Origin of the sequence: Xylanimonas sp. McL0601, assembly GCF_049852175.1 — a bacterium.
GTDB lineage: Bacteria > Actinomycetota > Actinomycetes > Actinomycetales > Cellulomonadaceae > Xylanimonas.
Window position 1 is genome coordinate 1481930 of sequence record NZ_CP187527.1, and the last position, 22778, is coordinate 1504707.

16 protein-coding genes are annotated in these 22778 nt (G+C 74.1%); 15 read left to right on the plus strand and 1 reads right to left on the minus strand.

Features of this window, described 5'->3' with window-relative positions:
* Positions 1 to 69: 69 nt before the first annotated feature.
* The 9 genes from ACO4JP_RS06755 (at position 70) to ACO4JP_RS06795 (ending at position 16081) form a co-directional block, all read left to right on the plus strand.
* Positions 70 to 1782, plus strand: a complete 1713-nt coding sequence (locus tag ACO4JP_RS06755; RefSeq protein ID WP_425956611.1) for a metallophosphoesterase family protein — start codon at positions 70 to 72, stop codon at positions 1780 to 1782.
* Positions 1783 to 1791: 9 nt separating this feature from the next.
* A complete protein-coding gene (locus ACO4JP_RS06760) occupies positions 1792 to 2478 on the plus strand; it encodes a metal-dependent transcriptional regulator (protein ID WP_425956612.1) in 687 nt (228 codons plus the stop codon).
* Between the two features lie 45 nt (positions 2479 to 2523).
* Positions 2524 to 3726 carry an MFS transporter gene (locus ACO4JP_RS06765; RefSeq protein WP_425956613.1) on the plus strand — a complete coding sequence of 401 codons (1203 nt, stop codon included), beginning with the start codon at positions 2524 to 2526 and terminating at the stop codon, positions 3724 to 3726.
* 47 nt (positions 3727 to 3773) lie between these two features.
* Entirely contained in the window at positions 3774 to 4721 is a 948-nt protein-coding gene (locus ACO4JP_RS06770; RefSeq protein ID WP_425956614.1) for an aldo/keto reductase, read from the plus strand.
* A 184-nt stretch (positions 4722 to 4905) separates the two neighbouring features.
* Positions 4906 to 7881 (plus strand): leucine--tRNA ligase, encoded by a 2976-nt coding sequence (leuS, locus tag ACO4JP_RS06775; protein ID WP_425956615.1) that lies wholly within the window; start codon positions 4906 to 4908, stop codon positions 7879 to 7881.
* Positions 7882 to 7890: 9 nt separating this feature from the next.
* Positions 7891 to 9375, plus strand: coding sequence for a DUF3375 domain-containing protein (locus tag ACO4JP_RS06780; protein ID WP_425956616.1), 1485 nt, complete (start codon positions 7891 to 7893; stop codon positions 9373 to 9375).
* Complete coding sequence (locus tag ACO4JP_RS06785; RefSeq protein ID WP_425956617.1) at positions 9372 to 10106, plus strand: DUF4194 domain-containing protein; 735 nt, start codon at positions 9372 to 9374, stop codon at positions 10104 to 10106. The genes ACO4JP_RS06780 and ACO4JP_RS06785 overlap by 4 nt, the downstream gene beginning before the upstream one ends.
* Positions 10103 to 13483: an ATP-binding protein gene (locus tag ACO4JP_RS06790; protein ID WP_425956618.1), complete on the plus strand. Its 3381-nt coding sequence runs from the start codon at positions 10103 to 10105 to the stop codon at positions 13481 to 13483. The genes ACO4JP_RS06785 and ACO4JP_RS06790 overlap by 4 nt, the downstream gene beginning before the upstream one ends.
* Before the next feature lie 126 nt (positions 13484 to 13609).
* Positions 13610 to 16081, plus strand: a complete 2472-nt coding sequence (locus tag ACO4JP_RS06795) for a glycogen/starch/alpha-glucan phosphorylase (RefSeq protein ID WP_425956619.1) — start codon at positions 13610 to 13612, stop codon at positions 16079 to 16081.
* 76 nt (positions 16082 to 16157) lie between these two features.
* On the opposite strand, the gene ACO4JP_RS06800 is transcribed toward ACO4JP_RS06795, so the two are convergent.
* A complete protein-coding gene (locus ACO4JP_RS06800) occupies positions 16158 to 17447 on the minus strand; it encodes a GNAT family N-acetyltransferase (protein ID WP_425956620.1) in 1290 nt (429 codons plus the stop codon).
* Between the two features lie 93 nt (positions 17448 to 17540).
* Between ACO4JP_RS06800 and rpmG the strand changes: the two genes are divergently transcribed.
* From rpmG to ACO4JP_RS06830, 6 genes are all read left to right on the plus strand, one after another.
* Complete coding sequence (gene rpmG / locus ACO4JP_RS06805; RefSeq protein ID WP_425956621.1) at positions 17541 to 17705, plus strand: 50S ribosomal protein L33; 165 nt, start codon at positions 17541 to 17543, stop codon at positions 17703 to 17705.
* 1 nt (position 17706) lies between these two features.
* Complete coding sequence (locus tag ACO4JP_RS06810) at positions 17707 to 17928, plus strand: type B 50S ribosomal protein L31 (RefSeq protein WP_425956622.1); 222 nt, start codon at positions 17707 to 17709, stop codon at positions 17926 to 17928.
* A 73-nt stretch (positions 17929 to 18001) separates the two neighbouring features.
* Complete coding sequence (locus ACO4JP_RS06815) at positions 18002 to 18151, plus strand: hypothetical protein (protein WP_425956623.1); 150 nt, start codon at positions 18002 to 18004, stop codon at positions 18149 to 18151.
* Positions 18152 to 18158: 7 nt separating this feature from the next.
* Positions 18159 to 19088, plus strand: a complete 930-nt coding sequence (locus ACO4JP_RS06820) for a DegV family protein (RefSeq protein WP_425956624.1) — start codon at positions 18159 to 18161, stop codon at positions 19086 to 19088.
* 92 nt (positions 19089 to 19180) lie between these two features.
* Positions 19181 to 20158 (plus strand): helix-hairpin-helix domain-containing protein, encoded by a 978-nt coding sequence (locus ACO4JP_RS06825; RefSeq protein WP_425956625.1) that lies wholly within the window; start codon positions 19181 to 19183, stop codon positions 20156 to 20158.
* 58 nt (positions 20159 to 20216) lie between these two features.
* Complete coding sequence (locus ACO4JP_RS06830; RefSeq protein ID WP_425956626.1) at positions 20217 to 22760, plus strand: ComEC/Rec2 family competence protein; 2544 nt, start codon at positions 20217 to 20219, stop codon at positions 22758 to 22760.
* Positions 22761 to 22778: the final 18 nt, after the last annotated feature.

A 22778-nucleotide genomic window follows, 5' to 3' on the forward strand; every position in this document is an offset into this window, starting at 1 on the left:
CCAGGACCGAGCACAGCGCGCCACCACACGGTTGGCGTCCACCCTGCCGGTCGGCGAAGGTGGGGAGCGATGAACAACGTGTCTCGCCGCACGCCGCCCCGCTGGGTCCGCTGGACCCTCGTGTGCACGGGGGCATTTCTCGCGTGCGTGGTCTTCGGCGTCACGACGGCGTCCGCAGACCTGTCCCTCGGCCCGCACGAGGCGCGCTACGAGGTGACCACCGACAGCGAGGTCACCGCGGACTTCGGCCCGCTCGGCACCCTCAAGATCGACTCGCCGGTCCGCCCGCTGGGCGTCGACGTGACGATCAAGGAGATCCCCGCGGACCTCACCGAGATCAGCCAGGCCACGACGCTCGCGGGGCTGAGCGGCGACCTGCACTCGTACCTGCAGTTCTTCGGCAGCCCGCAGGTCGCCATCGCGGCCGTCACCCACGCTCTCGTGCTGGACGCGGTGCGCCGCACGGTCATCGCCATCGTGGCGGTCACGCTCGTCGGGGCCGGTGTCTGGTTCCTGCTGGGCGGGCCGCGGCGGCGTGAGCTGACGGCGGTGGTCGCGCCGCGCACCTGGGGCATCACCGCGGGCGTGGTGGTGCTCGTGCTCGTCGGTGGCATCACCTCCGACGTCGTCGAGAGGCCCGAGAAGGAGGCGCCCACGTCACCGGTGTTCGCCGGGACCGCGCTCGAGGGCGCGCGCCTCACCGGCCGGCTCGCCGGCGTCATCGACACCTACGGCGCGCAGCTCGTCGGCATCTACCGGCAGAACGAGGACTTCTACGCGGACGCCCGGACCTCCCTCCAGGCGGCATGGGACAAGGAGGCGGCGATCGACGCGCGGCTCGCTGCCGCCGCGGCCTCCCAGGGGACGGCCGGCATCCACGACGGCACTCCCAGTCCGTCGCCGGACGGGACGCCATCGGGGTCACCGTCCGCGGCGGCAGGTGCGGGTGCCGGGGCGAAGTCGTCCGAGACGGCCCCCGTGACGTTGCTCGTCGTCTCTGACCTGCACTGCAACATGAGCATGACGCCGCTCATCCGCGACATCGCCGAGCGCAGTCACGCCGACGTCATGCTCGACGCCGGCGACACCACCGTGAACGGCACCGCCGTCGAGAAGGTGTGCATCGACTCGTTCGCGACGGCCCGGCCCAAGGGCGTCGAGATGGCCGTCTCGGACGGGAACCACGACTCGGCGCTCATCGTCGCGGCCGAGAAGTCCCACGGCATCAAGGTGCTCGACGGGAGCGTCATCGAGCTGGACGGCGTGCACATCCTCGGCGACCGCGACCCCAACGAGACCCGGGTCGGCGGCGGGACGTCGTCGCGGGGCGAGACGGCCAACGAGGTCTCCGAGCGTCTGGCGGAGACCGCGTGCGAGGCCGGGGACGTGGACCTGCTCCTCATCCACACGCCCGCCGTCGGCGACCGGCCGCTCGAGTCCGGCTGTGTCCCGTTCCAGGTCTCGGGCCACACGCACAAGCGGCACGACCCGTTCGCGAAGGGTCAGGGCATCCGGTACGTCAACGGGTCGACGGCCGGCGCCAAGTCCGGCCAGCCGACCGTCGGGCCGCTGCACGGGATCGCGGAGATGACGCTGCTGCGCTTCGACCCCGTCGAGCACCGGTTCACCGCCTGGAAGCTGGTCGAGGTCTTCCCCGACGCGACGGCCAAGGTGAGCCCGTGGCAGCCCGTCCCGCCGCGGCCCGAGCCGGTCGTCGAGGGGCTGGGGCTTCCGCACGACGGGGTCGCGACCCCGACGCCGAGCCCGACTCCGCAGCCGTAGGCTCCGGGAGTGGACCCCGCGGAACTCACCCCCGTCGCCCAGGACTACCTCAAAGCCGTCTGGTCGGCGCTCGAGTGGGCGTCCGAGGGCACCAAGGTCTCCACGGGGCAGCTCGCCGACCGGCTCGGCGTCGGGCCGTCGACCGTTTCCGAGACGGTGCAGCGCCTCTCCGAGCAGGGGCTCCTGGCCCACGAGCCGTACCGCGGCGTCGGGCTCACCGAGCGCGGGCGCGCGTACGCCCTCGTCATGGTGCGACGCCACCGGCTCCTGGAGACGTGGCTCGTCCAGCAGCTCGGCTACGCGTGGGACGAGGTGCACGACGAGGCCGAGCACCTCGAGCACGCCGTCTCGGACCGCCTCGTGGAGCGCCTCGACGCGCTGCTCGGACATCCGGCACGGGACCCGCACGGCGACCCGATCCCCGCCGCGGACGGCCGTGTCGTGCGGCCCGACGCCGTGCCGCTCGCGGAGCTCGCGGCCGGGGAGTCCGGCGTGGTCGCCCGGATCTCCGACGCCGACGCCGGGGACCTGCGGCTCCTGGCTGGGCTCGGGATCGCGCTCGACGTCGCCGTGACGGTCACCGCGCTGCTGCCGCGGCGGGACGCCGTCGCGCTCGCGTGGTCGCACGACGGCGGCCGGGCGGCTGCGGAGGTCGAGGGGCGGCTGGCTTCGAGGGTGTGGGTGACGAGGGCGTAGGCTGCGGTCCCGAATCGATTCGAGACCTCAGGCCGGAGGGCCCGCTTGTCCACGACCCAGACGGTCCGCTTGTCCACGACCCGGAGGCCGTACGTCGGTGCCGCCCTGTTCGCGCTCTCCCTGGGCGGCTTCACCATCGGCACCACCGAGTTCGCCACGATGGGCCTGCTGCCGCAGATCGGTGCCGACCTCTCGGTGAGCGACCCCGTGGCCGGGCAGGCGATCACCGCGTACGCGCTCGGCGTCGTCGTCGGCGCCCCGCTGCTGACCGTCGCGGCCGCCCGGATGAGCCGGAAGCGGCTGCTCCTGGTGCTCATGGGCGCCTACGCGCTGGCGAACCTCGTCTCCGCGGCCGCGCCGACCATCGGGCTGCTCGTCGCCGGGCGGTTCCTCGCCGGGCTCCCGCACGGCGCGTTCTTCGGTGTCGGGGCGGCGGTCGGTGCCGCGGTGGCCGGGCCGGGCAAGCGCGGGCACGCGGTGTCGATGATGATGACCGGCCTGACCGTCGCCAACGTCGTCGGCGTGCCGCTGTCGACGTTCGTGGGGCAGCAGCTCGGGTGGCGGATCGCGTTCCTGCTCATCGGCGTGCTCGGGGCGGCAACCCTCGCCGGGCTGGTGGCCTTCGTGCCGCACGACGGGCCCGTGGACTCCTCCGTGGCGCGGGAGGTGCGGTCGCTGCGCAACGGGCCGCTGTGGATCGGGTTCCTCAGCGGGGCGGTCGGGTTCGGCGGGATGTTCGCCGTGTACTCCTACGTGGCGCCGACCATGACGAAGGTCGCCGGGCTCGACCCGCGGCACGTGCCTTGGGTGCTCGCGGTGTTCGGCGTCGGCATGACGGTGGGCACGCTGCTCGGCGGGCGCCTGGCCGACCGGAACGTGCTCGGGACCATGATCGGCGGGTTCGTGGCCACGGGTGCGGCACTGCTGCTGTTCGCGCTCGTCGGGCACTGGGTGGTGCCCGCGATCGCGGCACTGTTCCTGCTGGGCGTGACCTCGCAGGTGCTGGGGCTGTCCATGCAGACGCGGCTCATGGACCTGTCGCCGCACGCGCAGTCGCTCGGGGCGGCGCTGTGTCACTCGGCGCTCAACGTGGGCAACGCTTCCGGGGCCTTCTTTGGTGGGCTCGTCATCGCCGCGGGGTGGGGGTACCTCGCGCCGGCGTGGACCGGCGTCGTGCTGACCGCGCTCGGGCTGGGGCTGGTGCTGGCGTTCGGGCGGCAGCGGGTGCTGCACGTACTCCAGGTGTGAGCGTGGGGGCGCGTCGCGCTTCGTGCGCAGCGCATAGCATCGTCGCCGTGACGACGCTGCCACTCGCCCCGCTCGGCTCCACCGGACTCCTTGTGACGTCCGTGACGCTCGGCGGAGGCCCGCTCGGGTCCATGCCCGCCCTGTTCGGCAACGACGTGCCCGAGCGCGACGCCATCGATCTGGTGGGCGCCGCGCTCGACGCCGGGATCCGGACGATCGACACCTCCAACGGATACAGCGCCGGGGCCAGCGAGGTGCGCATCGGCAAGGCGCTGCGGGCCTACGGCACCCTGCCCGAGCGCACGCTCGTCATCACCAAGGTCGACCCGTTCGGGTCCGACTACTCGGGCGAGCGGGTGCGCCGATCCCTGGCGGAGTCCAGCGAGCGGCTGGGCATCCAGCCGCTGCCCGTGGTGCACCTGCACGACCCGGAGTTCCACGACTTCGACGCCATGACGGCGCCCGGTGGCGCCGTCGAGCAGCTCGTGGCGGCGCGGGAGCGTGGCGAGGTGGGGCACATCGGCCTGGCGGGCGGCGACACGCGCGTCACGTCGCGCTACTGGGACCTGGGCGTGTTCGAGCTGCTGCTGGTGCACAACCGGTGGACCCTCGCGGACCGCAGCGCCGGCGACCTGCTCGCCCGTGCCGAGGCCGACGGTGCCGGGCTCATCAACGCGGCCGTGCTGGGCGGTGGCGCGCTCACCGACCCGGTGCGCGTGCCGGGCAAGTACGGGTACGGGCCGGCGCCGACCGCGGTGCTCGACGCGATCGAGGCGATGCGGACGGTGTGCCGCCGGTACGGCACGACGCTCGACGTCGCCGCGGTGCGGTTCTCGACGCGGGACCCGCGGTTCGCCACGACGGTCATCGGGATGTCGTCGGCGGTGCGCGTCGCCCCGAACGTCGCCGCGGCGACGGCGGACCTGCCCGACTCGCTCTTCGCGGAGCTCGAGGCGCTGCTCCCGGCGGCCGAGCACTGGCTCGACCGCCGCTGACGTCGTCGGCCCGCTCGGTTCGTGGATCCGGGTGCGGTTCGTGGGATGGATTCCACGAACCGCACTCAAACCGTCGAACCGTGCGGCGGGCCCGGCATCTCAGGCGACGACTTGAGCGGCAGCGGGCCGTGCCGCCGGACAAAGGACCGGAGCCGATCCGCGTGCCGCACTAGGATGGCGAGCCGTGAGCACGTCCGACGCCGCCCAGGCCACCCCGGTTCCCGACGCCCCGCGCGAGCCCTCCTTCCGATACACGCCCGCGCTCGCGCAGGACATCGAGGTGCGCTGGCAGGACCGCTGGGAGGAGCGCGGCACGTTCTACGCCGCGAACCCCACGGGTGAGCTCAAGGGCCCGGGCGGCGCCGCCGCGACGGGCAACCCGTACTTCATCATGGACATGTTCCCGTACCCCTCGGGCGCGGGCCTGCACGTGGGTCACCCGCTGGGGTACATCGCCACCGACGTCGTCGGCCGCTTCCGCCGCATGCAGGGCGACAACGTGCTGCACGCGCTGGGCTACGACGCGTTCGGCCTGCCCGCCGAGCAGTACGCCGTGCAGACCGGCCAGCACCCGCGCGTCACGACCGAGGCGAACATCGCCACGATGAAGCGCCAGCTGCGCCGCATGGGCCTGGCGCACGACCCGCGCCGCTCGTTCGCCACGATCGACCCCGAGTACGTGCGCTGGACGCAGTGGATCTTCCTGCAGATCTTCGACGCCTGGTACGACGCCGACGCCGTCCGGCCCGACGGCGGCCGCGGCCGTGCGCGCCGCATCGCCGAGCTGCGCGAGGAGCTGGCGACGGGCACCCGCGCCGTCCCCGGCTACCCGGCCGGCACCGCCTGGAGCGACCTGAGCGCGGCCGAGCAGCGCGACGTCGTCGACGCCCAGCGCCTGGCCTACGTCGACGAGTCGCCCGTCAACTGGGCCCCCGGCCTGGGCACCGTGCTGGCGAACGAGGAGGTCACCGCGGACGGCCGCTCGGAGCGCGGCAACTTCCCGGTGTTCACCAAGGCGCTGCGCCAGTGGAAGATGCGCATCACCGCCTACGCGGACCGCCTGACCGACGACCTCGCGCTGATCGACTGGCCCGAGAAGGTCAAGTCGATGCAGCGCAACTGGATCGGCCGGTCCACGGGCGCGAGCGTGCGGTTCGACGTCGTCGGCACGTCCGACTACGACGCGGCCGGCGCCGGGGGGTCCGTCGAGGTCTTCACCACGCGCCCCGACACGCTGTTCGGTGCGACCTTCATGGTCGTGTCCCCGGAGCACCCGCTGCTCGACGAGGTGCCCGCAGCCTGGCCCGACGGCACCCGGAGCACCTGGACGGGCGGGCACGCGACGCCCATCGAGGCCGTCGCGGAGTACCGCAGGATGGCGGCGGCGAAGACCGCCGTCGAGCGCCAGGCGGACGCCGGCAAGAAGACCGGCGTGTTCACGGGGCATGTGGCCGTCAACCCGCTGACCGGCATGCTGATCCCGGTGTTCACCGCCGACTACGTGCTCATGGGCTACGGCACCGGCGCGATCATGGCCGTGCCGGGCGGCGACGAGCGCGACTTCGCGTTCGCGCAGACGTTCGACCTGCCGGTGATCTACACAGTCGCGCCGGAGGGCGGGCTGCCTGAGGGCTTCGAGGGCGCCTGGACGGGCGACGGCGTCGCGATCAACTCTCCGGCGCCCGACGCCGGCGACATCCCGGCCGGCGACCTGGTGCTCAACGGCCTGGGCGTCGCCGACGCCAAGGCCCGGGCCATCGCCTGGCTGGAGGAGCACAACGTCGGCGAAGGCACGACGACGTACCGCCTGCGCGACTGGCTGTTCAGCCGCCAGCGGTACTGGGGCGAGCCGTTCCCGATCGTGTGGGACGAGCAGGACCGCCCCATCGCGCTGCCCGAGTCGCTGCTGCCCGTCGACCTGCCGGACGTGCCGGACTACGCGCCGCGCACGTTCGACCCGGAGGACAACGACTCCGCGCCCGAGGCCCCGCTGGGCCGCAACGCCGACTGGGTCAACGTGACCCTGGACCTGGGCGACGGGCCCCAGCAGTACCGCCGCGACACCAACACGATGCCCAACTGGGCAGGGTCGTGCTGGTACTACCTGCGCTACCTGGACCCGGCCGACACGCACGACGCCGTCGACCGCAAGCTCGACGAGTACTGGCTGGGGCCGCGCCACAACCCGACGTCGGGCCCTGCGGGCGGTGTGGACCTGTACGTCGGCGGCGTCGAGCACGCGGTGCTGCACCTGCTGTACGCGCGGTTCTGGCACAAGGTGCTGCACGACCTGGGCTTCGTGTCCTCGATCGAGCCGTTCGGCAAGCTGTTCAACCAGGGCTACATCCAGGCGTACGCCTTCCGCGACGCCAGCGGGTTCCCCGTACCGGCCGGCGAGGTCACCGAGGAGACGGCTGCCGACGGGCACTCGGCGTACTCCTGGAACGGCGAGCCCGTCACGCGTGAGTACGGGAAGATGGGCAAGTCCCTGAAGAACGTCGTCACGCCCGACGAGATGTACGAGGCGTACGGCGCCGACACGTTCCGCGTCTACGAGATGTCGATGGGCCCGCTGGACCTGTCGCGTCCGTGGAACACGCGCGACGTCATCGGCTCGCAGCGGTTCCTGCAGCGGCTGTGGCGCAACGTCGTGTCCGAGGAGACCGGCGAGGTCACGGTGTCGGACGACGCCCCGTCCGTCGAGACGCTGCGCGCGGTGCACCGCACCATCGCCGACGTGACCGCCGAGATGGAGGGCATGCGCCCGAACACGGCGATCGCCAAGCTCATCACGCTCAACAACCACCTGACCGGCCTGGAGTCGGTGCCGCGCGCGGCGATCGAGCCGCTGGTGCTCATGACCGCGCCCGTCGCGCCGCACCTGGCCGAGGAGCTGTGGGAGCGGCTGGGCCACGCCGAGTCGCTGGCGCACGAGCCGTTCCCCGTCGCCGACCCGCAGTACCTGGTCGAGGACACCGTGACGTGCGTGGTCCAGGTGCAGGGCAAGGTGCGCGGGCGCCTCGAGGTGCCGCCGTCGATCTCCGACGCCGACCTCGAGGCCGCGGCCCTGGCCGAGCCGAACGTGGTCAAGGCGATGGACGGGAAGCCGGTGCGCAAGGTGATCGTGCGCGCGCCGAAGCTCGTGAACATCGTTGTCTGAACCGTCTGGATGAGCCGCGTCGAGGGCGCCTACTCGGGCGCGCTGCGGGCCTTCCGCAGCCCCATGCTCGCACTGCTGCACAGGCGCGACGCCCCGCTGGTCGTCGCGCTGCTCTCGAGCGTCTTCCGGCCGGACCGCGCGATCGTGCAGGTCGCGGACGCGCACACGGAGGTCGCCGACGGCGTCGCGCAGCTGCGTGCCGCGGGGTACGAGGAGCTGCCCGACCGCCCGGCCCGCGAGCTGTGCCGGGCGTGGGTCGAGGCGGGCTGGCTGGTGCGCCAGGTGGACGACGACGACGCCGAGACCTACCGGCTGTCCGCTCACGCCGTCGGCGCGCTCGAGATCGCTGGGCGCGCCGGCGGCGGGCGTGCGCGCGTGAGCCGCTCGCGCGTGCTCACGCTGCTCGAGTCGGTCGAGCGGCTGGCCGACGACGCGGACCCGGACGTCTTCGCCCGGATCGCCCGCCTCACGCGCGAGATCGACCAGCGCGCGGCCGAGCGGGCGAAGCTGGAGCGCGACGGAGTCGTCGAGCCGGTCAACGACGAGCAGCTGCTCGAGGAGGCGGAGACCGTCCTGCTGCTCGTGCGCGAGCTGCCGGCCGACTTCGCCCGCGTCGCCGAGTCGATCAAGGCCATCCAGCGCGAGACGGTGACCGCGCTGCGGCAGGACGCCCGTCCCACGGGCGAGGTGCTGCGCGACTACCTCGAGCGTGCCGAGCACCTGATGGAGTCGACGGCGGAGGGTCGCGCGTTCGCGGGTGCCAAGAGCCTGCTGGACGACCCGCTGCGCCTCGACCAGCTCGCCGGCTCGCTCGACGTCGTGCTGCGGCACCCGTTCGCCGCGCGGCTTCCCGCGCAGCAGCGTGCGGAGCTGGGAGCGATCACCCAGCGCATCGAACAGGGCTTCGCGGACGTGCTGACCGCGCAGCGCCAGGCATCGCGGGTCATCGCGACGCAGGTGCGCCACCACGACCCGTTACGTGACCGGCAGGTCGACGACCTGCTGCGCGACGTCATCGCGGCGCTCGGCGCCTGGATGCCGACGACGCGGCGGGCCCAGCCGGTCGACCCGTTGCGCCGGCTGCCGCGGGCCGGGGTCGGGCGGCTGCGCTCCACGCTCGCCGACCTGAGCCCGGCGGACGGGCCGCAGCCGCTCACCGTGTGGGACGACGAGGGCGAGGCCGCGTCGCTCGAGGGCGCTCAGGCGTGGGGCGGTCCGCGGTACGCGGAGCTTGCCGCGATGCTGGCGGCCCCGGGAAGGGACGACGACCTTGCCGCCGTGTTCTCGGCGGCGGACGTGCACGTACGCCGGCCCGTCGACCTTGTCGGCCTGCTCGAGCTCGGCGCACGCGAGGGCCTCGTCGACCGGGACGAGGTCGTCGTCGTCGAGGCCGTCCGCCCCGACGGCAGCCGACGGCGCCTCGCCTTCGAGGGCGTCACGCTCGCGCCCCACCATGACCTGACCACCTCCGGTGACCCGGGAGGGAACCGATGACCGACGACCTCGAGCCGGCGCGCGCCATGGAACCGGACGGCTTCATCGCGCCCGTGGCGATGGAGTCCGACCCGACCGAGCTGTTCTCCGGGGACACCGGGACGCTCGACCCCGCCGCCCGGGTGGTCCTCGTGGACCTGCTGCGTCGCCGCTTCCTGTCGGCCGAGCGCACCCCGGAGCGATGGCAGGCGCTGCTCGAGCACCAGACGATCATCGAGTCGCGGCTGCACGACGTGTTCGTCACGCTCGTGGTCGACCGCGACCGCGGCATCGCGTACAAGCGACAGGTCCGCACCGGCGAGGTCGACATCCCGATCCTGCTGCGCGACGAGCCGTACACGCGCGTCGAGACGGTGCTGCTCGTCCAGCTGCGCACCTTGCACCAGGCGGAGAGCCGCGCGGGCGAGGTCGCCGCGCGGGTCGACGCCGAGGAGCTCGAGCAGTGGGTGCTCAGCTACATGGACCCTGCCGAGACCAACGTCGCCGCGCGTCAGCGCGAGGTGCGCGGCGCGATCGCGCGGCTGGTCACGGAGGGCTTCCTCGTGGAGGAGACCCTCGGCCGGTACCGCATCACCGCGCTGGTCGAGGTCGTGCTCCCGGTCGACCGCCTGGCGGAGCTCGCGGACTGGCTCCGGGGCGGGGGGCGGCCCGTGGTCGGGAGCGCCGCGGTGCCCGACGACGAGGCCGCGCCGGGCGATGCCGCGCCCGAGAACGAGGAGGACGACGAATGACGATGGTCGACACCCTCTTCGGGCTCATCCCCGCCGCCTCGACGGGGCAGCAGTGGGTCGCCCGGGACCTGCAGGTGGTCAACTGGGGTGGCTTCGACGGTCCCCAGCGGGTGCGGCTCGCCTCGACGGCGACGCTGCTCGCCGGCGGCTCCGGCGCGGGCAAGTCCACCCTGATGGACGCGTACATCGCGCTGCTCATGCCGCACACGACGCCGTTCAACGGTGCGTCCAACGGCGGCGTCGTCGGGCGCCCGCGCGGCAAGGACCAGCGCAACGTCATCTCGTACGCGCGTGGCAAGCTCGACGAGTCCCGCACTGCCGACGGCACGCGCGAGCGTGTGCTCCGTGGCGACGGCCGGGACACGTGGACCGCGATCGCCATGACGTGGGCCGACCAGTCGGGGACCGAGCTGACGGCCGTGCGCGCCTGGTACGTGCCCGCCGGGGCCACGACGATGGACGCGCTCACTCCGGTGCGAGCGACGGTGGCCGGCTGGCTCGACCTGCGCGATCTCGTCCCGGCAGCCGAGCAGCGGTTCTCGCGCCCGAGCCTCACCGCCCTGGGGCTGACGTGCTTTGACACCGATCGCGAGTTCGCTGCGCGGCTGTACTCGAGCCTCGGCATCGGGGCGGAGGGCGGTGGTGACAAGGCGGTCGGACTCCTCGCGCGCATCCAGGCCGGCCAGCAGATCACCACCGTCGACGCGCTCTACAAGTCCATGGTGCTCGAGGAGCCCGAGACGCTCGTCAAGGCGGACGACGTCGTCGAGCACTTCGACGAGCTCGCGGGCACGCGTGAGCAGATGCTCACCGCGCAGGCGCAGGTCCGGGTGCTCGGCCCGATCCGGGGACACCGCGCAACGGTCGACACTGCGCGTGACCGGCTCGCCGTCATCGACGGCGTCGGGCGGCCGGACGACGACACGTCGCCGGTGGGCCTCTGGCGGGCCGAGCGGCGCACCGTCCTGCTGCGCGGCCTCGAAGACGACGTGCGCGGCCGCTCGCGCGCGGCGGCCGACCGGGTGCGCGAGCTCGACGCCGCTGCCAAGGCCGGCAAGGCCGAGCTCGACGCCATCCGGCACCAGCTGTGGGCCTCGGGCGGCGAGCGGCTGCACCAGGCCGAGGGCGAGCTGTCCCGGGCAGAGGCCCAGCTCGCCGAGGTGCGTCGCCAGCGCGCACGCCTCGACAGCGCGCTCGAGGTCCTGGGGGCGAGCGTCTCGGGGAAGTCCGACTTCGAGCGGCTCGCGGCCGCGTCCCAAGCGCGGCTCGCCGGCCACAAGGACCGGCACGCGGCGTTCGAGGCGCGCGACCGGGCCCGCGACGCGCAGGTCGCGGCCGAGCGCGCGCAGAAGGACCTGACGGCCGAGCGTGACTCGCTCGCCGCGCGGCGCGGCAACGTCCCCGACCCGCTCCATCGCGCCCGCGTCGCCCTCGCGCACGCCGCGGGGCTCGCCGTCGACGACCTTCCGTTCGTCGCCGAGCTTCTCGAGGTGCGCACCGAGCACGAGCAGTGGCGCGACGCCTTCGACCTGGCCCTGGGTGGCTTCGCGACCACGCTGCTGCTCGACGCCGCGCACCTGGCGCGGTTCCGGGCGGCGATCGACGAGGTGCCGTCCGCCGTGCGCCTGCGCTTCGAGGGCGTCCCCACGGGCCTCACGAGCCAGACACGACCGGACCCGTCGACGCTGCCCGGCCGCCTTGAGCACGCGCGCAGCCCGTTCGAGGGCTGGCTCCGCGAGCACCTCGCGGAGCGCTACGCCTTCGTGTGCGTCGACGCGGCCGGCGACCTCGCGCGCCACGCCAAGGCGCTGACCCGTGCGGGCCAGACGTCCGAGGGGTCGCGTGGCGCCCACGGCGGCCAGGGCCGCGCGAACGTGCTCGGGTTCACCAACACCCGCCGGCTGAGCGAGCTGGGGCGCGCGATCGACGCCGCGACCGACGCGGTGCGCGTCGCGGCGGAGGCGTTCCGCGGTGCCGCGCTGCGCCTCGAAGCCGTCGAGGAGCAGGCCGGCGCCGCGCGCGTCGTCACCGAGCTGGCGTGGGACGCCGTCGACGTCGACGCCGCGCAGGCCGCGTGCGCACGCTGGGCGGACGTCATCACGCAGGCGCGCGCCGACAACCCCGAGCTCGACGACCTGCGAAGCCGCGCTGAAGCCCTCGACGCGCGCGTGGGCGCGCTCACCGAGGAGCTCGGGCTGGCCAAGGGAAGGGCGCGCGAGCTGCACACACGGTGGGAGCAGGTCAGCGCCGACGTCGACGCGGCGCAGGGCGTGCTCGACGCCGCCGACGACCGCGGTGACACCGTGAGCCCACGCCAGCGCGAGTACCTCGACGACGTGCTGGCCGACGCGCCCGCACCGAGCGGCGACCTCGGCGACCCGCAGGCGGCGCTCGCGGCGTTCGACGCCGTCGTCGCGCGCACGGGCGAGCGGCTGCGACACGACCGCGACACGGCGGCGACCGCCGTCGACACGGGCTGTGAGGCGCTCCGGACGCTCTTCGAGGCGTTCAAGCGCCAGTGGGACGACCCGAACCTCGGCACCGACCCCGACCAGTCGTACGCCGACTACGAACGCATCCTGGCCACGCTCGAGACCGATCGCCTCCACGAGCTCGCGGCCGACTGGCGGCGCAGCCTCCTGCGGATGTCGGGAGACGACCTCACCGACCTCGAGCGCACGATCTCGCGGGCCCTGCGGGAGATCACCGAACGCATCGACCCCGTCAACCGGATCCTCGCCGAGCTGCCGTTCGCCGACGACCACCACCGGCTGCGGATCGACGCCCGCCCGGTCCAGTCCGCGCTCGTCTCCCGGTTCCGCAAGGAGCTTCGCGACGTGCGCGAGCTGCTCTCGGCGCAGGCCTCGGACGCCGAGCGCGAGGCCCGGTACGCGCGCATGGCGCGCCTCATCGACCGGCTGCGCCCCGGCGCGCCCGACAGGGCCGACCTCGTCGACGTCCGCCGGCACGTTCGCCTTTCGGCCGAGAAGGTCGACCTCGAGGGCACCCACGTGGCGCTGTACGACCATATCGGCGAGAAGTCCGGCGGTGAGTCGCAGGAGCTCGTCGCGTTCATCGTCGGCGCCGCACTGCGCTACCAGCTCGGCGACGCCGGCGCCGAGCGCCCCCGCTACGCCCCGGTCTTCCTTGACGAAGCCCTCATCAAGGCCGACGCCCAGTTCTCGGGCCGCGCCGTCGGCGCGTGGCGCGGGCTCGGCTTCCAGCTCGTCGTGGGTGCGCCGAACGACAAGGTGAGCGCGCTCGAGCCGCATGTCGACGCCTCCTACGTCGTCACCAAGGACGCCACGGGGCGCTCGCGGGCACGGGCGGTCGTCGGGCTGCCCGACGACGGCGTCGCGGTTGCGGCCGGGGGTTGAGCCGTGGCCGGGCGGGCGTGGCGAGGCCGACTGCGCGAGCCGCGCGCGGCGGACCTTCGGCGCAGGTCACCGGCGCGGAAGGTGCCATCCGCTGCCGGGTGGGGAACCGGCTTGTAGTGTCGAGGCGTGACCGAGACCACCCCGCTTATCGCCAGCCCGGAGCGCACCGTCGAGGGCTTCGTACGGCAGTACCTGCGTGAGCTGACCTACACGCAGGGCACGACGCTCGAGCGTGCCTCGACGAACGACAAGTACCTGGCCCTTGCCCGGACCGTGCGCTCGTACCTGATGTCGCGCTGGAACCGCACCGTGACGCAGCAGTTCCGCCATCCCGGTCGTGGCGTCGCCTACCTCTCCGCCGAGTACCTGCTCGGCCGTCAGCTCGACAACGCGCTCATCGCGTCGGGCCTCGAGGCCGTGGCGGAGGAGGCGCTGACCAGCCTGGGCCTCTCGCTCGACGAGCTGCGCGCCGCCGAGGTCGAGCCCGGCCTGGGCAACGGCGGCCTGGGCCGCCTGGCCGCGTGCTTCATCGACTCCCTCGCGACCATGAACATCCCGGCCGTCGGGTACGGCATCCGCTACGAGTACGGCATCTTCCGCCAGACGTTCGTCGACGGCCGCCAGGTCGAGGAGCCCGACTCGTGGCTCGACAACGGCTCGCCGTGGGAGATCGCCCGCCCCGAGCAGGAGGTCGAGATCTCCTTCGGCGGCCACACCGAGAAGACGGTGGTCGACGGCGCCGAGCAGATCACCTGGGTGCCCGGCTGGTCCGTCCTGGCCATCCCGTACAACTACATGGTCCCCGGCTACCTCAACGGCCGTGTCAACACGCTGCGCCTGTGGAGCGCCCGGGCCACGCACGCGTTCGACCTCAAGATCTTCAACTACGGCGACTACGCCGAGGCCGTCCGCTCGCAGACCTTCGCCGAGAACATCACCAAGGTCCTCTACCCGGAGGACTCGACGCCCCAGGGCAAGGAGCTGCGCCTCCAGCAGCAGTACTTCTTCGTCGCGGCGTCGCTGCACGACTTCTTCGAGCGCCTCCTCGAGGACGGGTTCGACCTGCACGATCTGCCCGAGCGCATCACGTTCCAGCTCAACGACACGCACCCCGTGATCGCGATCCCCGAGCTGATGCGCATCCTCGTGGACCTCAAGGGCATGACATGGGACGAGGCGTGGGAGATCACGCGCCAGTGCTTCGCCTACACGTGCCACACGCTGCTGCCCGAGGCGCTCGAGGTGTGGCCCGTCGAGCTCATGTCGCGGCTCTTGCCGCGGCACATGGAGATCATCTACCGGATCAACGAGGAGTTCCTCGCCCAGGTGCGCGAGCGGCTGGGCAACGACGAGATGCTGGTGCGCCGCATGTCGATCATCGCCGAGCACCCCGAGCGCGCGGTGCGCATGGCGTTCCTCGCCAGCGTCGGCACCTCGAAGATCAACGGCGTCGCCGAGCTGCACAGCCAGCTGCTGCGCGACAAGGTACTGCAGGACTTCGCGGCGTTCTGGCCCGAGAAGTTCACCAACGTCACCAACGGCGTGACGCCGCGCCGGTTCGTCCGCCTGTCCAACCCGGGTCTGTCGAACCTCATCACCGAGGCCATCGGCGACGGCTGGGTCACCGACCTGGAACGCCTGCGCGAGCTGGAGCCGCTGGCTGACGACGCCGAGTTCCGCCGCCGGTTCCGCGAGGTCAAGCGGGCCAACAAGGACCGCCTCGTCGACCTGCTCGCGAAGCGTGACGGCATCGCCATCGACCCCGAGACGATGCTCGACGTCATGGTCAAGCGCCTGCACGAGTACAAGCGCCAGCTCCTCAAGGTGCTGCACGTCGTCTCGACGTACGACCGCCTGCGCTCGGGTGAGCTCGACCCGGCCTCGGTGGTGCACCGCACCGTCGTCTTCGGCGCGAAGGCCGCCCCCGGCTACAAGATGGCCAAGGAGATCATCGCGCTCATCAACCACGTCGGTGCCTGCGTGAACGGGGACCCGGTGGTGTCCCAGGCCCTGCGCGTCGCGTTCCCGGCCAACTACAACGTGACCGTGGCCGAGACGCTCGTCCCGGCCGCCGACCTGTCCGAGCAGATCTCGCTCGCCGGCAAGGAGGCGTCCGGCACGGGCAACATGAAGTTTGCGCTCAACGGCGCCCTGACCGTGGGTACGGACGACGGCGCGAACGTCGAGATCCGCCAGCTCGTCGGCGACGACAACTTCTTCCTGTTCGGCCTCACCGAGCCGGAGGCGAGCGCGATCCAGGAGGCCGGGTACCGCCCGTCGTCGTACTACGAGCAGAACTCGTCGCTGCGCCGGACGCTCGACCTCATCGCGTCGGGCGAGTTCTCGGGCGGCGACCGCAGCACGTTCGAGCCGATCGTCTCGAACCTGCTCTACGAGGACCGGTTCATGGTGCTCGCGGACTTCCAGTCCTACATGGACGCGCAGGAGCGCGTGGACACGGCCTACCGCGACCAGGACGCCTGGAGCCGCTCGACGGTGCTCAATGTGGCCCGCTCCGGGTTCTTCTCCTCGGACCGCTCGATGCAGGACTACCTGGACCGCATCTGGCACGTGTCACCCAGTCCCGTCGAGGACTGACCGGCCGGTCCCGCACGCGCGACGGCGCCGTACCCTGCGCGGGGTGCGGCGCCGTCGTGCTGTGCCGGACGGACGCTCAGAAGACCCAGCTGCAGGCCGGCGCGACCGGCCAGGTGAACGCCGCGCTCGCCCGCGCGAGCGCGCCCGGCGTCCGCTCGACGACGAGGCCCGCGGCCGCGAGCGCCGCGAGCGTCACCCCGCCCAGGTAGGAGGCGCCGAGCTCGCCGACGTCGAGCTCGAGGTCGGGCACGGCGTCGGTGCGCTCGCACCGCGCCTCCTCGAACGACGCCGCCTGCAGGCGCCACGACCCGGCGTTCCCGGGCAGGCGTCGATCGCGCACGCCGAGGACGACGTCGACGTCCGCGGCGTAGCGGCGCCCGGCGAGCGCGGCCCCGACGTCGACCAGGCGCACCCACAGGTTGTCCGCGACGCGCGGCACCGCGGTGCGCCGGTTGACGAGCAGCTGGGTGACGACGTCGTCGACGGGGACGAGGAACGGCGCGACGACGCTCGACAGGTCGAGGTCGAGCAGCACGCCCCAGAGCGCGCGGGCGGCTGCGGCGTCGAGCGTGACGACTTCGCCCGTCTCGACGCGGCCGCCGGGGCCGGCGTGGTGCCACTCGAGCGTGCGGCGCAGTCGTGCGTAGCCGCGGGGCTCGCCGTCGCGCTCGACGATGACGATGCGCTGCGACTCCTTCCCGTACCGGAAGACGGGGGAGTCGTCCCAGAAGGCGGCCTGCAGCTCGGGCGTCTCGCGGGTCGCCCAGCCTGGGCGGTTGAGGCCCGCTGCGCCCGACGGGGTGCGGCCGGCCGCGCGGTGGACCCGGTCGACCAGGTCGCCGTGCTCCGCGCGCGAGGCGTGCTCGATGCGGACGGTGTGGGCCTCGGCACCGGCGACGTCGCGGAGTGCGGCGCCGCGGGGGATCTCGAGGCGCAGGTCGTCGGCGGCGCGCCCGTAGCCGAACCGCCCGTAGATGCCGTACTCGGCGGCGTAGAGCGCGGAGACGGGCTCGCCACGGTCGGCGCACCGGGCGAGATGGTGGTCCATCATCGCGGTGAGGATGCCGCGGCGGCGGTGCTGCGGGTGCACGCCCACCCACGTCAGTCCGGCCGTGGGGATCTCGCCGCCGGGGACGGGGAAGTGGGCGAAGGGGTAGGACGCGTGGACCGCCGCGAGCGCCCCCGGTCGCGCGCCGGGGGCGACGACGCCGACGGCGCGTTCCCAGGTCAGCGGGAAGGTGTCGGCGGGGAAGTCGTCGATCGACGCGCTGTTCGGGAAGGCCCAGGTGTCGAGGTCGAGGACGTCGCGCACGCGGGACGCGTCGAGCTTCTCGTAGCGGTAGCCGTCGGGGAGGGAGGCGGTCATGACCCGATGGTTCACCGATCCGCCCGATGCCGCGACGGGAATACTGCGACGCCCGATGCGTTGATGCGAATGGTTCTCAACAAGGGAGGGTGCATGGCTCGCAACGAGCTCAGGCCGATCGTGAAGCTCAAGTCGATGGCCGGCACCGGGTTCACCTACGTGACCCGGAAGAACCGCCGGAACGACCCCGACCGCCTGGTCATCCGCAAGTTCGACCCCGTCGTGCGCAAGCACGTCGACTTCCGTGAGGAGCGCTGACATGAAGAAGGGCATCCACCCCACGTACGGCCCCGTCGTCTTCCGCGACCGGAGCACGGGGACGACGTTCGCGACCCGGTCCACGCTCGGCGGCGGAAGCACCGTGCCCCTCGTGGACGTCGAGATCTCGGCGGCGAGCCACCCGTTCTGGACGGGCGCCTCGCGCGTCGTGGACACCGCCGGGCGCGTCGAGAAGTTCCGACGCCGCTACGGGACGCGCTGACACTCGGTCCGTCGGCGCGCGGACGGCGCCGCATCCCTCGCGGGGTGCGGCGCCGTCGTGCGTTGCCAGGCGGATGAGCCACTGGAGCAGCTCGAACGCCGACTCGCCGTCGACGGCGGTGCAGGAGCGCGCCTGCCCGGGCGAGGTAGCGACGACGGCGTCGACCGTGGCCTCGGGCGCGGGCTTCATCGACGCCTGCGGCGCCCGTCGCTGGGTAGGGTGACACTGCCATGCGCCTGACCCACCTCGTGCCCCACGCCGCCCCGGCCCCGGCCGCGGGCGACGCCGCCGAGCGTCCTGCCGTCCGGGTCGTCACCGACTCCACGGCCTGCATGCCGTCCCACGGGGGAGAGGCCGACGGCGCCGCGGGTGGCCCCGTCGTCGTCCCGCTGCGGGTGCTGACGCCCGACGGCGAGCTGCGCGAGGGCGTCGACGTCACGCCCGCCCAGGTCGCCGACCGCATCGCGGCGGGACAGCGGCTGACGACGTCGCAGCCCTCGCCCGAGGACTTCGCCGACGCCTACCGGCGGCTCGCGCAGGACGGCGCCCGGACGATCGTGTCGGTGCACCTGTCGGGCGACGTGTCAGGGACGGTCGCGGCCGCGGCGCACGCCGGGCAGCGAGCCATGCTCGCCGTGCGGGCCGTCGACTCGCGGACGGTCGCGATGGCCCTCGGGTTCGCCGCGCTGGCCGCGGCGGAGTGCGCGGCCGCCGGAGCCGGCGCCGAGCACGTCGCGGCCCGGGCCGCGGCCGTCGCCGCCTCCAGCCGCACGCTCTTCCTCGTCGACTCCCTGGACCACCTGCGCCGCGGCGGGCGCCTGTCCGCCGGCGCCGCCGCACTCGGCACCGCGCTCGGCGTGCGGCCGATCCTCGAGATCGACGGCGGCCAGGTGCGGCTCGTGCAGCGGGTCCGCACGCGCTCGGCGGCGCTCGAGCGGATGCTCGCGCTCGCCGTCGAGCACGCCACCGGGATGGAGCGGGTGGGCGTCGCGGTGCACCACCTCGGCGCGCCGGAGCGGGCGGCGAGCGCCGCCGCACGGCTCCAGGAGCTGCTCGGCGTCGTGCCCGTCGTCACCCCGGTGAGCGCTGTGCTCGGCACGCACGCGGGGCCCGGTGCGGTGGCAGTCGTCGTGGCGGAGCTGGGCAAACACTCGCACTGACGCTGTCCCCAGGGGGTTGCTCGGATCGGTTGTGCACCGGCCGGCTCCGGGGGCGGCCCGGCCGGGCGTAGGCGCGGCCTAGCGTCGCGGCCGTGAGCGAGGACTGGGAGAGCGCGCCGTTCGGTGCGGCGCTCGGCAGGCTGCGGGCGGCGCGGCAGGCAGACGACGGTGACGGCGACGATCCGCCGGCCGTCGGCGGGCGATCGGCAGACGGCGGCGGCAGCTCGCCGGCGGGACCCGAACCCGACAGCACTCCAGGTCCCGCTGCGGACGGGGAGCTCGCGGACGACCTGCGGGCACGCCTCACCGACCGGCGCGAGGCGACCGCGGCCGCGCGCCACGCCGCCGTGGCCTACGCGGCGCTGCAGGGGCACGTCCCCGGCGGCGCCGACACCGAGCTCGAGGTGGCCGGCGGGCGGCGCTGGGCCCTCGGCCCACGCGCGGCGCTGGTTGCGGTGTGCGCGGTGCTTCTCGTGGGGGCAGGGCTCGCGGGAGTCCTGGCGTGGCCGCGCGGGGGCGTCGAGGCGCTGGGCGAGGTGGGCTCGGTGGGGGCCGACCAGGCGGTCGTCCCGACGGAGGCCGTCGCCGGGCCGAGCCCTGCGCCGGTCCCGGCTGCTTCGCCGTCCGCGCCCGGCGTCGTCGTCGACGTCGTGGGCCAGGTGCACGAGCCGGGCCTCCTCACGCTCCCCGCCGGCGCCCGCGTCGCGGACGCCGTCGAGGCGGCCGGCGGGGCGACCGACGGTGCCGATCTCGGTGCGGTCAACCTCGCCCGGCTGCTGGTCGACGGCGAGCAGCTACGCGTGCCTGCGCCCGGTGAGGCGGTGCCGGTCGCACCTGCGGACGCCGAGGCCGGCGGTGCGGCAGGAACCACGGCGAGCGGGCTCGTCGACCTCAACACCGCCGACGTCACGACGCTCGACACGCTCCCCGGCATCGGCCCGGCGCTCGCCGACCGGATCATCGCGTGGCGGGAGCAGAACGGGGCGTTCGCGTCCGTCGACGAGCTCGACGAGGTCGCCGGCATCGGGCCGGCGATGCTCGCCAAGGTGCGCGACCTGGTGACCGTGTGACCGGGGGCCTGCGGCCCGCCCCGGCGGTGCTCAGCGCGGTGCGCGACCAGGGGATCGCATGACGACGGACCTGCGGCTCGTCCCGGCGGCGCTCGCGGCGTGGGCAGCCGCATGGGGGCTCACCACGGGGGCCGGCGGGACAGGGGCGGCGCCCGTGGTGGTCACCGTGGCGGCCGCGGGCGCGGTCGGGGCTGCACTCGTGCTCGCTCTGGCCGGTCCGGCGGACGGGCGGCCCGTCCGGGCGCCCGGCGCGCCGAGCACGCAGCGTCGCCGGGTCGCGCGCGTCGCCGCACACGTGTTGCTCGCCCTTGGTGTGGTCGCCGCGGTTGCCTTCTCGGTCCGGGTGCACGCCGTCGGGCGGGCACCGGTCGAGGCGCTCGCGGCCCAGCGGGCGGACACCACCCTGACCGGCCGCGTGGTCGCGGACGGCGGGCCGGGGGCGTTCGGCGCCGGGGAGTCGTGGGTGCTCGCCGCCGACTCGCTCACCGCCCGCGCGGTGACGTCGAGGGTCAGCGCTCGGGTCGAGGTGACGACGGCGACCCAGGCGCCGCCGTACGGGGCGCGCGTCGTCGTGCGGGGGCGGTTGTCGCCCGCGGAGGACGGTGCTCCCGAGTCGGCGCGCGCGGCGGCTGAGGCCGCGCAGATCGTGCGCGCGCCGGCCGCCTCCGTGCGCGCGACGAACGCGATGCGGGCCGCGCTGCTCGACGTCACCGCAGACCTGTCGCCGCAGGCGCAGGGCCTCGTGCCGGGCATCGCCGTGGGCGACACGTCCCGGCTCCCCGCCGACCTCGCCGAGGCATTCCGCGCGACCGGGCTGACCCACCTCACCGCCGTCTCGGGCGGGCACTTCGCGATCGTGCTCGCGCTGGTCACGGCGCTCGCCGGGGCGGTGCGCGCGCCCCGCGCGGTGCGCGTGACCCTCGTGGCGGTGGTCGCGGCGGGGTTCGTGCTCCTGGTGCGGCCCGACCCGAGCGTCCAGCGTGCGGCGGCGATGTGCGCAGTGACGCTGCTGGGCCTCGTCCTGGGGAGGCCGGCCACGTCAATGCCGTCGCTCGCGGCGTGCGCTGCCGTGCTCCTGTGCGGGGACCCGTGGCTCGCGCGGTCGTTCGGGTTCGCGCTGTCGTGCGCGGCGACGATGGGTCTCGTGCTGCTCGCACCGGCGCTCGTGCGCCGCCTGGCGCCGTGGCTGGGGCGGGGCGCTGCGTTTGCGCTCGCCGTGCCAATAGCCGCGCAGCTCGCCTGTGGGCCTGTGCTGGTGCTGCTGTCCCCGGCGGTCCCGACGACGTCGATCCTGGCCAACCTGCTCGCTGCGCCCGCGGTCGCACCGGCGACGATCCTCGGGCTCGCGGCGACCCTGACCGCGGCGTGGTGGCCGGCGGGGGCGCAGGCGCTCGCGTGGCTCGCCGGCGGGGCGACGTGGTGGATCGCGACGGTCGCCCGGTGGTGCGCGGCGCTGCCCGGAGCGGCACTTCCGTGGCCGGGCGGGGCGGTGGGGGCGCTCGCGCTGCTCGCCGCGACGGCGGCCCTGCTCGTGCTGGTGCTGCGCCGCGGGCCTGGTGACGGGTGGCCTATGGCTTGGTCCGAGAGCGGCAGACGCGCGTTGCGCGGTACCCGGGCCTCGGCCCGCGCCGCGATCACGCGGTTCCGACGCGGCGCGACGACCGGCCGCGACGTCCGGATGGCATCCGGCGTGCTCGTGGTCGTCCTCGTGGTCGTCGCAGGCGCTTCGGCGGCGGTGGTGCGCATCGCGCCAGCACGTGGTGATGTGCCGACGGACTGGCAGGTCGTCGCGTGCGACGTCGGGCAGGGCGACACGCTCGCGGTGCGGACGGGTCCGGCGTCGGCGATCGTCGTCGACGTCGGCCCCGAGGGCGACGCCGCCGGCCGGTGCCTCGACCGCCTGGGCGTCACCCGGGTCGACCTGCTGGTGCTGACGCACGACCACCTCGACCACGTGGGTGGGCTCGCCGCCGTGCTGGCGGGGCGGCAGGTGCGCGCCGCGTGGGTCTCGCCGCTCGACGAGCCCGCGGCGAACGCCCGCCGGACCGCCGCCGAGCTGCAGGCCGCCGGCGTCCCTCCCAGGGTCCCGGACGTGGGAGAGACGGTGCACCTGGCGGCAGGCTCATGGCAGGTCGACGTCCGCGTGCTCGGCACGGGCATCGCCGGCGGTGCGCAGCACTCCTCCGTCGGCCGTGCGTCGGCCGAGGGCGACGGCGTCAACGACAGCAGCCTGGCGCTCGAGCTCAGCGCGCGCGGCCCGGGAGGTGCGCTCGACCTCGTCGCGCTCGGCGATCTCGAGGAGCCGGGGCAGGACGCGCTGCTGGCGTCCCTGCGCACCGGCGGACCGCCCGGCGTCGCCGACGGCGTCGACGTCGTCAAGGTGGCGCACCACGGGTCGGCGTCGCAGTCGGCCGGGCTGGCCCGGCTGCTGCACCCGCGCGTCGCGCTCGTCAGCGTGGGCGCCGGCAACACCTACGGCCACCCGACCGGTCGGATGCTGGGCCTGTACGCAGGCGTGGGCTCGACGACGGTGCGCACCGACGAGTGCGGGACCGCCGTCCTGGTGGTGCGAGGCGGCCGGGTAGGCCTGGCGTGCACCTGAGCGCGCACGCCGGGGCAG